The organism is Nocardioides faecalis (genome assembly GCF_018388425.1).
Classification (GTDB): domain Bacteria; phylum Actinomycetota; class Actinomycetes; order Propionibacteriales; family Nocardioidaceae; genus Nocardioides; species Nocardioides faecalis.
In genome coordinates, this window is sequence record NZ_CP074406.1 from 2,319,204 (window position 1) to 2,330,891 (window position 11,688).

Below are 11,688 nucleotides of genomic sequence, written 5' to 3' on the forward strand. Positions count from 1 at the left end.
CAGTAGGGTCGATCCCGTGGCCGACGAACTGCCGATGTTCCCGCTCAACGCGGTCCTCTACCCGGGGGTCAGCCTGCCGTTGCGGGTCTTCGAGGACCGCTACCGGGCGCTCGTGCACCACCTGCTGCGCATCGACGACCCGACCGAGCGCCTCTTCGGCTCCGTGGCGATCCGCGAGGGCTACGAGGTCGGCGACCACGGCGCCCAGTCGCTGTTCCGCGTCGGGGTGCGGCTGCAGCTGACCGATGTCGAGGCGCACGCCGACGGCACCTTCGACGTGCTCGCGGTGGTCCGCGACCGGATCCAGCTGGACCGGCTGCGCCGCACCGACTCCTTCCCCGTCGGGGAGGTCACCGCGGTCCCGGAGCCGCACCACGAGGTGCCCGCCAGCGTCGCCGAGGAGGCGCGGGCCGTCTTCGCCGCCTACCGCTACGTGCTCGACGACATCGCCGGCGACCCGCTGCCGGGCCCGCTGCCCGAGGACCCCACCTACCTGTCGTGGACCATCGCCGCCTCCGTGCCACTGCCACTGGCCGAGCGTCAGGGCCTGCTCGAGGCCACGGACACCACCGAGCGGCTCCTGCTGATCACCGCCCTGCTCCGCGCCGAGCTGCGGATGATGAACGTGCTGCCCTCCCTGCCCGCCACGGAGGTCGCCCGCACCCGCTGGTCGCCGAACTGAGCCCGGGCCGACGCTGATGGCGAAGCGGAAGCAGGCCGGGGCCACGCCGGCCACGACGGCGGCGAGCGCGGCCGGGGTGGAGTTCACCGTGCACGAGTACGAGCACGACCCCCGCTCGACGGCGTCGTACGGCGTGGAGGCGGCCCAGGCCCTGGGCAACGACCCGGCGCGGGTCCTCAAGACGCTGCTCGCCGACGTCGACGGCGCCCTGGTGGTCGCCGTCGTGCCCGTGTCCGGCCAGCTCGACCTCAAGGCGCTGGCCCGCGCCGTCGGCGGGCGCCGGGCGGTGATGGCCGAGCCCAAGGCGGCCGAGCGTGCCACCGGTTACGTCGTCGGTGGGATCTCGCCGCTGGGCCAGCGCCGGGCGCACCCCACCGTGCTCGACGCCTCCGCGCTGGCGCACCCCACGGTGTTCGTCTCCGCGGGTCGGCGCGGCTTGGAGATCGAGCTGGCGCCCGGTGACCTGATGCGGCTCACCGACGCCGGCGTCGCCGACATCGCGCGCGGCTGAGGAACCCTCAGGCCCGACGGACGTCGGCGGACGGACCGGCGGGGTCTCCGGCGGCGGTGGAGGGCTGCCCCTGGGCCTCGCGAGGGTTGAGGATGGCGATCATCACCGCGAAGTAGCCCAGCGCCACGCCCACCGGCCAGGCCAGGTACGGCGTCCAGCCGCCGACGTGCAGGTGGCCGGGCAGCGTGTCGCCCGCGGCACGGCCGGAGACCAGGGTGGCGGGGTCCGGCGGGGAGAGCGCCGTGCCGACCAGCACCATCGCGACCGTGGCGACGACGGCTCCTACCAGCGCCGCGACGAGGCCGGGCACCGCGGCGCGTCGGCACAGCACACCGGCCACCACCCCGAGCAGCACCCCGAGCCCGAGGCCGAGGATCACGAAGGTCGCCGTGCCGTCGAAGTCGCGGGCGATCCCGGCGTCGAAGGGGTCGGGGTACCAGCGCAGGCCCACCCGGGTCTCGAAGATCTTCCCCGTCGGCGCCGGCCCCCACCAGGTCCACCACAACCAGCCCGCCAGCAGGCCGAGGCCCGCCCCCAGCGCCACCGGGACGGTGAGCAGCGGGCCCGCCGGACGCGGACGAGCCCCAGCGGCAGGCGGCGGGGTGCTCAACTCAGGCACCCCGGCCCGAGCAGCTGCTTGAGGTCGGCGAAGAGCGCGGGACTGGGGCTCACCCTCAGATTGTCCCCCAGCCGCATGACCTTGGTGGACTCACGGCTCAGCAGCTGCAGCCGGACCTCGGTCAGGCCGGGGTGCGTGCAGAGCACCTCACGCAGCTGCGCCACCACCGGCGCGGTGCACCGGGTGGAGGGCAGGCTGATCACGACCGGGCCGTCGCTGCCCTTGTCCAGGTCGGGGACGGTGACCTCCTGGCCGCGCAGCTGCGGGGTGTCGCGCTCCTTGTCGAGCTGGCCGCGGACCCGGATGATCGCGTCGTCGATGAGGTACGGCGACGCGAGCCGGTAGGAGCTCGGGAACAGCAGCACGTCGATGGCACCCTCGAGGTCCTCCAGGGTGACGGTCGCCCACGGGTCGCCGTTCTTGGTGATCTTGCGCTGCACCGAGGTCACCAGCCCGGCGACGGTGACGTGCGCGTTGTGCGGGCGGTCCTCGTCCGTGACCAGCTGCCCGATGGTGCAGTCGGTGCCGTTCGAGAGCACGTGCTCCATCCCGAGCAGCGGGTGGTCGGAGACGTAGAGCCCGAGCATGTCGCGCTCGTGGCCGAGCAGCGTCATCTTGTCCCACTCGTCGAGGTCGGGGATGGGCACGCTCACCCCGAACCCGCCGTCGGCGTCGTCGTCGCCGAGCCCGGCGAACAGGGAGTCCTGGCCGATGGCCTCGTTGCGCTTGATGTCGACGTACTGGTCCACGGCGGTCTCGTGGATCGCCACCAGCGCGCGGCGCTTGTGCTTCATGTCGTCGAACGCGCCGGCCCGGATCAGCGAGTCGATGACCCGCTTGTTGCACACGTGGGCGGGGACCTTGGACAGGAAGTCGTTGAAGTCGGCGTACCGGCCGTTCTCCTCGCGGCCGGACACCACGCCGTCGACGACGTTGGAACCGACGTTGCGGATGGCGGTCAGGCCGAAGCGGATGTCGCGGCCCACGGCGGTGAAGTCGTGGGCGGACTCGTTCACGTCGGGCGGCAGCACCTGGATCTTCATCCGGCGGCACTCGTTGAGGTAGATCGCCATCTTGTCCTTGTCGTCCTTGACGGACGTCAGGAGGGCGGCCATGTACTCGGTCGGGTAGTTCGCCTTGAGGTAGGCGGTCCAGTACGTGATGACGCCGTAGGCCGCGGAGTGCGACTTGTTGAACGCGTAGTCGGAGAAGGGCAGCAGGATCGCCCACAGGGTGTCGATGGCGTCCTGCGGGTAGCCCCGCTCGAGCATGCCGGCGGCGAAGCCGGCGTACTGCTTGTCCAGTTCCTCCTTCTTCTTCTTGCCCATGGCGCGGCGCAGGTTGTCTGCGGCACCGAGGGTGAAGCCGGCGAGCACCTGGGCGATCGCCATGACCTGCTCCTGGTAGACGATCAGGCCGTACGTCTCCCCCAGGACCGGCTCGAGCGCCTCCTCCAGCGCGGGGTGGATCGGGTCGATCGGCTCGCGGCCGTTCTTGCGGCGCGCGTACTTGTTGTGCGAGTCCGCACCCATCGGACCGGGGCGGTACAGCGCCGAGACGGCCGTGATGTCGGCGAACTTGTCCGGCTGCATCGAGCGCAGCAGCGCCCGCATGCCGCCACCATCGAGCTGGAAAACGCCGAGGGTGTCCCCGCGTCCCATGAGCTCGTACGTCGCCCGGTCGTCGAAGGGCAGCTCCTCGAGGACGACCTTCTCCCCGCGGTTGGCCTCGATGTTGATCAGCGCGTCCTCGAGGATGCGCAGGTTGGACAGACCCAGGAAGTCCATCTTGACCAGGCCCAGCGACTCACACATCGGGTAGTCGAACTGGGTGATCACCGCGCCGTCCTGCGGGCGGGCCATGATCGGCACGATGTCGATCAGCGGCTCGCTGGACATGATCACGCCGGCCGCGTGCACGCCCCAGTTGCGGATCTGACCCTCGAGGCCGACCGCGGTCTGGTAGATCGTGCGGACGTCGGGGTCGGACTCGTAGAGCGCGCGGAACTCGCCGCCGTCGTTGTAGCGCTTGTGCTCGGGGTTGAAGAGCTCCTTGAGCGGGACGCCCTTGCCCATCACGTCGGCGGGCAGCGCCTTGGTGATCTTGTCGCCGATCGCGAAGCCGTGGTCCAGCACGCGGGCGGCGTCCTTGATCGCGGCCTTCGCCTTGAGCCGGCCGAAGGTGGCGATCTGGGCGACACGCTCCGCGCCGTACTTCTCGGAGACGTACGCGATGACCTCGCCGCGACGCGCGTCGTCGAAGTCGATGTCGAAGTCGGGCATCGAGGGGCGCTCGGGGTTGAGGAACCGCTCGAAGAACAGCCCGTGCTCCAGCGGGCACAGGTCGGTGATGCTCAGCGCGTACGCCGCGATGGAGCCCGCACCCGAACCACGACCCGGGCCCACCCGGATGCCGTTGCGCTTGGACCACTGGATGAAGTCGGCGACCACGAGGTAGTACCCGCAGTAGCCCTTCTGCGAGATGATCGCGAGCTCCATCTCGACCCGGTCCTTGACGTCCTGGGTCAGCCTCTCGCCGGGGTAGCGCATCTCGATGCCGCGCCAGACCTCCTTGCGGAACCAGGAGTCCTCGGTCTCGCCGGCGGGCACGTCGGCGCGCGCCATGTAGCCACCGGTCGACTCGGTGAACTCGACCTCGCACCGCTCGGCGATCGCGAGGGTGTTGTCGCACGCCTCGGGCATGCCGAACCGGTCGGCCCACAGCTCGCGCATCTCGGCGGCGGACTTGATGTAGTAGCCGCCGCCGTCGAACTTGAGCCGGTTGGTGTCGGAGAGCCGCTTGCCGGAGGCGACGCAGATGAGCGCGTCGTGGGCGTCGGCGTCCTCGGGGTTGTTGTAGTGCGAGTCGTTCGTCGCGATCGGCGGGATGTTGAGCTGCTTGCCCAGCCGGAGCAGGTCGTCGCGGACCCGCTTCTCGATGGAGATGCCGTGGTCCATCAGCTCCAGGAACACGTTGTCGCGCCCGAAGATGTCCTGCAGCTCGGTGGCCTCGCGGACGGCCTCGTCGTACTGGCCCAGGCGCAGCCGGGTCTGGATGGCGCCGCTGGGGCAGCCGGTGGAGACGATGATCCCCTCGCTGTGCTCGGCGAGGATCTCCTTGTCCATGCGGGGCTTGAAGTAGTAGCCCTCGAGGCTGGAGCGCGAGGAGAGCCGGAACAGGTTGTGCATCCCGGCGGTGCTCTCCGCCCACATGGTCATGTGGGTGTACGCGCCGCCGCCGGCGACGTCGTCGCCGCCTTCCTCGGCCGCATCCCCCTTGCCCCAGCGCACGCGCCGCCGCTCACCGCGGAACGTGCCCGGGGTGACGTAGGCCTCGATGCCGATGATCGGCTTCACGCCGTACTTGCGGGCCTTGGAGTAGAAGTCGTAGGCACCGTGCAGGTTGCCGTGGTCGGTCATCGCGATCGACGTCATGCCCAGGTCGTTGACCCGGGTGAACAGTCCGTCGAGCAACGACGCCCCGTCGAGCATGGAGTACTCGGTGTGGACGTGCAGGTGCGCGAAGTCCCCGGCAGCAGCCATGTGTGGTTCGTGACTCCTCAGCGTGTTCCAGCGGTCGTTTCCAGCGGTCGGTCGCTCGGGGAAGGGCCCCAGCCTACGTGACCGAAGACCCTGATCCTGCCAGGTGCCTCCGACGGTCGAGGAACCTCCTCAGCCCGGCCACTCCATGCGTACGTCGGGCTCCTGCTCGGCGTTCGCGGAGCCGTCCGTGTGCTCGCGCTCGAGCAGCCCGTGGACGGCGTAGAAGGCCCGCGCAGGGGTGTTCGAGGCGAAGACCCACAGCCCGAAGCCGCCCGGGTGGCGGGCCTTGACGACGTCCAGCAGCGCCGAGCCGATCCCGGCGCCGGCGTGGTCCGGGTCGACGTACAGGTCGTCCAGCCAGGTGCGGGTGAACCGTGCGTAGCCGACGACCTCGCCGGCCACCTCGGCCACCCACGTCTCGTCCTGGCCGATCCGCGAGCCCAACCATCGCGCCACCTCGGCGTCGCCCGGCACGGGTGCAGGCATCGGCGCGGCCGCGCGGGCTCGCAGGTGCACCCGGACGATCCCGGGCACGTCCCTGGGCACTGCCGGGCGCAGGCCGAGGTCGTCGGTCGGCGCGGGCACCGCCTCAGTCGCTGTCGCGGATGACCTCGAGCGCGTGCGCGAGGTCGTCGGGGTACGTCGAGGAGTACGTCACGTACTCGCCGCCGTCGGGGTGCTCGAAGCCGAGCTTGACCGCGTGCAGCCACTGCCGGGTCAGGCCCAGGCGCTTGGCCAGCGTCGGGTCCGCGCCGTAGGTCAGGTCGCCGCAGCAGGGGTGCCGCAGCGCGGACATGTGCACCCGGATCTGGTGGGTGCGACCGGTCTCCAGGTGCACCTCGAGGAGGCTGGCGAAGCGGTGCGCCTCGAGCGTCTCGTAGTGGGTGACGCTCGCCCGGCCGCCCTCCATCACAGCGAACCGGTAGTCGGCGCCGGGGTGCCGACCGATCGGGGCGTCGACGGTGCCGCTGAGCGGGTCCGGGTGGCCCTGCACGAGGGCGTGGTAGGTCTTGTCCACCGTGCGGTGCCGGAAGGCGTTCTTGAGCACCGAGTAGGCGCGCTCGGACTTGGCGATCACCATCACGCCCGAGGTGCCCACGTCGAGGCGCTGCACGATGCCCTCGCGCTCCTTGGCCCCCGAGGTGGAGATCCGGAAGCCCGCTCCGGCCAGGTGCCCGACCACGGTGGGTCCCCGCCAGCCGGGCGAGGGATGGACCGCGACGCCCACCGGCTTGTCGATCACGACGATGGAGTCGTCGTCGTGGATGATCTTGATGCCCTCGACGATCTCGGGGACGATCGCGAGCGCGTCGTTCTCGGCCGGGATGGACACGTCGAGCACGGCGCCGGAGAACACCCGCTCGCTCTTGCCCTGCACCAGGTCGCCGTCGAGGCGCACGTGCTCGGCGGCGACCAGCTCGGCCGCGCGGGTGCGCGAGAGGCCGAACAGCTGGGCCATCACCACGTCGATCCGCTCGCCCTCGAGGCTGTCGGGCACCGACAGGGTGCGGTGGTCGATGCTGGTCACGGGTTCTCCTCGCCGTCCTGGTCGGCCTTGTCGTCGGGCGCGTCGGCGGGGACGCGGGTGCCGTCCAGGGCGACGCCGCGCAGCACCTGGAGCAGCACCACCGCGACGCCGACGTTGATGCACATGTCGGCGACGTTGAAGACGGGCCAGTTCGGCAGCATCAGGAAGTCGACGACGTGACCGCGGAACGGTCCGGGGTCACGGAAGATGCGGTCCAGGAGGTTGCCGACGATGCCGGCCAGCAGCAGCCCGAGCCCGAGTGCCCACACCTTGCTCGCGGCGCGACGGCTGATCCACAGCACCACCACGGTCGCGGCGACCGCGAGAGCGGACAGCACCTCCGTGAACCCGGTGCCGAGGCTGAACGCGGCACCCGGGTTGTAGGTGAGGTGGAGCTGCAGGAGCTCGCCCACCAGCTCGATGTCGTCACGGTCGGTCAGGTGGCGCACGGCCAGGACCTTGGTGACCTGGTCCACGACCAGCAGCACGAGGGCGACGACCGCGAAGAGCAGCCAGCTGCGAGGTGAGGCGATGAACCGGCCCGGGGACGATCCTTCGCTGCGGTCGCCTACCGTCGTTCCTCGCGCTTCTTGCATGTCATGCACAGTGTGGCACGGGGAAAGGCCATCAACCGCATCTTGCCGATGGGGTTGCCGCACGCCTCACACACGCCGTACGTGCCGTCCTCGATCCGGGCCAGCGCCCGTTCGATCTGCGCCAGCTTCTCCCGCTCGTGGTTGACCACGGTGAGCTCGTGGTCGCGCTCGAAGCTGGTCGCCCCGACGTCGGCCTGGTCCTGCCCCGCACCGTCACCGGGGTCGCGCAGCAACCCGCTGAGGTCAGCCTCCTGCGCCTGGAGCACCTCCTCGCTGTGCGCGTACTGCTCGTGCAGCTCGGCCAGCACCTCGGCGAGGTCGGCCTCCGACCAGGCCTCCTCGCCCTCGAGGACGACGAGGTCGTCGGGTGCCGCGCGGCGTGTGCGCGGGGCGGACCGCGCCGTCGGGCCGGATCCGGACTTCTTCACGATGGCGGGCGTCCCAGACGCCTTCTTCGCCGGAGTGCTCTTCGCCACCGGTGCCTCCTTCTGTCTCGCAGAGGCGGTCTTCTTCTGCACCGCCGAGATCGGTGTGGTGGTTTTCGGCTTGGGTGCCGTCCTGCTCGCCGCCGCGCTCTTCGCGGGGGCCGTCTTCTTCGCGGGGGCCGCCTTGGCCGCGGGAGCGGCTTTCTTCGCGGGTGCCGACTTCTTCGCGGGTGCCGACTTCTTCGCGGGTGCCGACTTCTTCGCGGATGCCGCCTTCTTCTCCGGGGCGGCGGGGTCGGCGGCGCCGGGCTTGCGCGGGCGAATGATCTTCCGGGCCGCAGATGCGGCCTGGGTGGCCAACGACTTCTTGGTGCTTCGGGTCATTCCTGACTCCTCGGGCAGGTCACCTCAGGCCCAGCGGGCGGCGGGTGTGATGCGGAGGCTAGTGACTGTGCCATAGCACACCAAGCAGACTCTCCGAGGAGAAAAGGCAAACCGCCCGGCCCACGAGGTGGGCCGGGCGGTTCGCGTCGTCTAGCGCGACGGGGTCAGGCGTCGTCCTCACCGAGGATGGAGCGCAGCCGCTTGGGTGCCGGCGCCTCCTCGACGGGGGCGAGGGTGTCGCCGGGAGCCTTGAGCGACTCGAGCTGCTGGGTGAAGTAGCTCTTGAGCCGCGAGCGGTACTCACGCTCGAACGAACGCAGCGTCTCGACCTCGGCCGAGAGCTTGTCGCGCTCCTTCTCCAGGTCCCCGAACAGCTGCGTACGACGCTCGGCGGTCTCGCCGTCGAGCATCTCGGCACGGGTGCGGGCGTCGGACTCCAGCCGGTCGGCCTTCATCTTGGCCTCGGACTCGAGCCGCTCGGCCTTGGTGCGCGCCTCGCCGACGATCTTGTCGGCCTCGTTCTTGGCGTCCTCCACGAGCTCGTCCGCGTTGCGCGTGGCGATCTCGAGCAGCCGCGCGGCGGCGTTGGAGGCCTCCGGGACGGTCTCGACCCGAATCGTCTGGACACCGGTTGCGGCGGCCGGCTCGGGCGCAGCCGGAGCGGCGACGGGAGCCGGCGCGGGCGTCTCGACGACGGGCTCGGGCTCCGGCGCGGGAGCCGGGGCCGGAGCGATCTCGGGAACCGGAGCAAGCTGCGTCGGCGCGTCGTAAGCCGCCGCGGAGCCGGACTGCGCAGCAGCGAGCTTCGCACGGAGGTCGTCGTTCTCCTGGACGAGGCGAGCCAGCTCGGCCTCCACCTCGTCGAGGAACTGGTCGACCTCGCCCATGTCGTAGCCCTCGCGCAGCCGGACCGGCGTAAAGCGCTTGTTGCTCACGTCCTCAGGCGTCAGCGGCATGACCTCACCTATCTTCGAAGTACCAGGACAAACGTTTCTCAGCGAACCTTAGCGCTTGATAGCGAGAAGGCCGCATCACCTGCCGATCAGGCGAGCAGTGCTGAGCGATTAACCGTGAGCAGCACATAAGCCAGGATCATCACGAGGATGAAGCTCAGGTCAAGGGCGAAATTGCCGATACGGATCGGCTTGATCACCTTGCGGAGCGCGTTGATCGGCGGATCGGTGGCGCTGTAGGCCGCCTCCAGGAAGACCAGCACCACACCACGCGGCTCCCAGCTGCGTGCGAACACCTGGACCCAGTCCGTCATGAACCGGACCCACAGGAAGCCGATGAAGACGAAGAGGACGCCCTCGATGATCCAGCCGGCGATGCTCACGACGTCAACCTAGCGGGTGCGCCGGAAGCACCGGGCACCCGGCTCGACCGACGCGCACCGCCGGTTCAGCTCTGGTTGAAGAATCCACCGTCGGCGATGCGCTGCTTGTCCTCCGCCGCGACGCTCACGTTCGGCGGGGAGAGCAGGAAGACCTTGTTGGTGATCCGCTCGATGCTGCCGCGAGTGGCGAAGATGAGGCCGGCCGCGAAGTCGACGAGCCGCTTGGCGTCGGAGTCGTTCATCTCCGTGAGGTTCATGATCACCGGCACGCCCTCGCGGTACTCCTCGCCGACCGAGCGCGCCTCGTTGTACGTCGTGGGGTGCAGGGTCGTGATCCGGGAGAGCTCTGCGACGACGGGCTGCGGAGCCGCCGCGACGGGGCGACGGCGCTCCTCCAGGTCGGCCACGTTCGGCGACGGCACGGCGCGGACGGGCCGGGCGGGTCGCTGCTCGCGCGCGTCGCGCGGGCCGGCCTGCCGCTCGGCGGTCTCCTCGTCGTACTCGTCATAGCCGGCGTCCTCCAGCAGGCCGAGGTACTCACCGATCCTGCGCATCGCACCGCTCATGACAGTTGCCTCCGTGATCCGTGCCCCGGCGTGGCCGGAGCATCTGGTGGTGTTGTGGACATTACTGGACTTGTGGCCTCGGGCCGAGGACCGCGGAGCCGACGCGCACGTGTGTCGCACCGGCCGAGATCGCCTGCTCCAGGTCGCCGCTCATGCCGGCGGAGAGCAGGGTCGCGTCGGGGTGGTCGCTGAGGAACGCCGCGCGCACCTCGGCGAGCCGGGCGAACGCCGTGGCCGGGTCCTCGCCCAGCGGTGCGACGGCCATCAGGCCGCGTAGCCGCAGGGCCTCGCCGGCCGCCACGACGCTCTCGGCGAGGGCGCCGAGAGCCTCAGGGGCGGCACCGAAGCGATGCTCAGCGGCGGGCGGGTCGAGGCTCACCTGGAGCAGCACGTCGACCTGCCGCTCGGTCTCGGTGGCACCTCGCGCGAGGCGGGTGACGAGCTCGGGACGATCGACGGACTCGACGACGTCGGCGTAGCGGGCCACCGCGGCGGCCTTGTTGGTCTGCAGGCCGCCGATGTAGTGCCAGCGCAGGCCGAGGTCGGCGCACTCCTCGGCCTTGGCGCGTGCCTCCTGGTGCCGGTTCTCCCCCACGTCGGTGACGCCGAGTCCGGCGAGCAGCCGCACGTCGGAGGCCGGGAAGAACTTGGTGACCACGACGAGGCCGACCTCGTCCTCACCGCGACCCGCCGCCCGGCAGGCGGCCGCGATGCGCTCGCGCACCTTCGCCAGCGCGTCGGCGAGCTCCTCGGGGCGGCTCACCGGGCACCGCCGAGGCGGATGACGCCGGCCTGGCGGCCGGCGGCGGCACCGTCGCGCCGGAAGGAGTACAGGTCGGGCGACTCGCGGGTGCAGCGGCCGGCGTCGACGACCTGCACGCCGTCGGCCTCGAGCTGGGCGCGCACACCGGCGCCGATGTCGAGGCTCGGCGTGCCCCAGGTGGTCCTGGCGCGGGCCTGCGGCACGATCGCGGCCACCTCCTCCTGCATCGTCTCCGGCACCTCGTAGCAGCCGCCGCAGATGGAGGGCCCCACCCATGCGGTGAGGCTCTCGGCACCCAGGGCGCGCATCGCGGCCACCGTGGCCGGTACGACGCCCCGGACCAGGCCGAGCCGGCCCGCGTGCGCCGCAGCGATGACGCGGGCCTCGGGGTCGGCCAGCAGCACGGGCACGCAGTCGGCGGCGCGGACCATCAGCGTGTGGCCGGGCAGCGTGGTGACGATGCCGTCGGCCTGCGGCGGGTGGCCCGGCTCAGGCGCGGGCGTCTCAGCGCTCAGGGTGACGACGTCCGCCCCGTGCACCTGGTGCAGGTCGGCGAGGGTGTCGCCGGGGGCGAAGTCGTCGAGCAGCAGCCGCAGGTTCTGCGCCCGGGCAGCGGCGTCGCCCTCGCCCTCGAGCGCGAGGTCGAGCTCGTCGTGGGGTGCAGGACTGACCCCGCCGAACCGGTCCGTGAAGGCCAGGTCGACGGGGCCCGTCGAGATCCGCAGGGAGTACACCG

13 protein-coding genes are annotated in these 11,688 nt (G+C 71.0%); 2 read left to right on the forward strand and 11 right to left on the reverse strand.

Going from position 1 to position 11,688, the window contains the following annotated elements; genetic code table 11:
- Positions 1-16: 16 nt before the first annotated feature.
- Both KG111_RS10740 and ybaK read left to right on the forward strand, forming a co-directional pair.
- On the forward strand, positions 17-682 hold the full coding sequence (locus KG111_RS10740; protein ID WP_205291814.1) for an LON peptidase substrate-binding domain-containing protein: 666 nt from the start codon (positions 17-19) through the stop codon (positions 680-682).
- Positions 683-698: 16 nt separating this feature from the next.
- Positions 699-1,193, forward strand: a complete 495-nt coding sequence (ybaK, locus tag KG111_RS10745) for a Cys-tRNA(Pro) deacylase (RefSeq protein WP_205291813.1) — start codon at positions 699-701, stop codon at positions 1,191-1,193.
- 7 nt (positions 1,194-1,200) lie between these two features.
- On the opposite strand, the gene KG111_RS10750 is transcribed toward ybaK, so the two are convergent.
- The 11 genes from KG111_RS10750 to pgeF form a co-directional block, all read right to left on the reverse strand.
- Entirely contained in the window at positions 1,201-1,803 is a 603-nt protein-coding gene (locus KG111_RS10750) for a hypothetical protein (RefSeq protein WP_213449981.1), read from the reverse strand.
- Positions 1,800-5,354, reverse strand: a complete 3,555-nt coding sequence (gene dnaE / locus KG111_RS10755; RefSeq protein WP_205291811.1) for a DNA polymerase III subunit alpha — start codon at positions 5,352-5,354, stop codon at positions 1,800-1,802. The genes KG111_RS10750 and dnaE overlap by 4 nt, the downstream gene beginning before the upstream one ends.
- Before the next feature lie 129 nt (positions 5,355-5,483).
- Entirely contained in the window at positions 5,484-5,939 is a 456-nt protein-coding gene (locus tag KG111_RS10760) for a GNAT family N-acetyltransferase (RefSeq protein ID WP_205291810.1), read from the reverse strand.
- A gap of 4 nt (positions 5,940-5,943) precedes the next feature.
- Positions 5,944-6,882: an RluA family pseudouridine synthase gene (locus KG111_RS10765; protein WP_283770550.1), complete on the reverse strand. Its 939-nt coding sequence runs from the start codon at positions 6,880-6,882 to the stop codon at positions 5,944-5,946.
- A complete protein-coding gene (gene lspA / locus KG111_RS10770) occupies positions 6,879-7,478 on the reverse strand; it encodes a signal peptidase II (RefSeq protein ID WP_205291809.1) in 600 nt (199 codons plus the stop codon). Before lspA ends, KG111_RS10765 begins: the two co-directional genes overlap by 4 nt.
- Positions 7,451-8,287, reverse strand: a complete 837-nt coding sequence (locus KG111_RS10775; RefSeq protein WP_205291808.1) for a TraR/DksA family transcriptional regulator — start codon at positions 8,285-8,287, stop codon at positions 7,451-7,453. Before KG111_RS10775 ends, lspA begins: the two co-directional genes overlap by 28 nt.
- Positions 8,288-8,451: 164 nt before the next feature.
- On the reverse strand, positions 8,452-9,243 hold the full coding sequence (locus tag KG111_RS10780; protein WP_205291807.1) for a DivIVA domain-containing protein: 792 nt from the start codon (positions 9,241-9,243) through the stop codon (positions 8,452-8,454).
- An 86-nt stretch (positions 9,244-9,329) separates the two neighbouring features.
- Positions 9,330-9,623, reverse strand: coding sequence for a YggT family protein (locus tag KG111_RS10785; protein WP_205291806.1), 294 nt, complete (start codon positions 9,621-9,623; stop codon positions 9,330-9,332).
- Positions 9,624-9,688: 65 nt separating this feature from the next.
- Entirely contained in the window at positions 9,689-10,189 is a 501-nt protein-coding gene (locus tag KG111_RS10790; protein WP_205291805.1) for a cell division protein SepF, read from the reverse strand.
- 61 nt (positions 10,190-10,250) lie between these two features.
- Positions 10,251-10,952 carry a YggS family pyridoxal phosphate-dependent enzyme gene (locus tag KG111_RS10795; RefSeq protein ID WP_205291804.1) on the reverse strand — a complete coding sequence of 234 codons (702 nt, stop codon included), beginning with the start codon at positions 10,950-10,952 and terminating at the stop codon, positions 10,251-10,253.
- Positions 10,949-11,686 (reverse strand): peptidoglycan editing factor PgeF, encoded by a 738-nt coding sequence (gene pgeF / locus KG111_RS10800; RefSeq protein ID WP_205291803.1) that lies wholly within the window; start codon positions 11,684-11,686, stop codon positions 10,949-10,951. The genes KG111_RS10795 and pgeF overlap by 4 nt, the downstream gene beginning before the upstream one ends.
- Positions 11,687-11,688 lie beyond the last annotated feature (2 nt).

Coding starts and splice junctions, on each gene's coding strand:
- ybaK (WP_205291813.1), top strand. CDS start 699: ATGGCGAAGCGGAAGCAGGCCGGGGCCACGCCGGCCACGACGGCGGCG.
- dnaE (WP_205291811.1), bottom strand. CDS start 5,354: ATGGCTGCTGCCGGGGACTTCGCGCACCTGCACGTCCACACCGAGTAC.
- lspA (WP_205291809.1), bottom strand. CDS start 7,478: ATGCAAGAAGCGCGAGGAACGACGGTAGGCGACCGCAGCGAAGGATCG.
- KG111_RS10775 (WP_205291808.1), bottom strand. CDS start 8,287: ATGACCCGAAGCACCAAGAAGTCGTTGGCCACCCAGGCCGCATCTGCG.
- KG111_RS10780 (WP_205291807.1), bottom strand. CDS start 9,243: ATGCCGCTGACGCCTGAGGACGTGAGCAACAAGCGCTTTACGCCGGTC.
- KG111_RS10790 (WP_205291805.1), bottom strand. CDS start 10,189: ATGAGCGGTGCGATGCGCAGGATCGGTGAGTACCTCGGCCTGCTGGAG.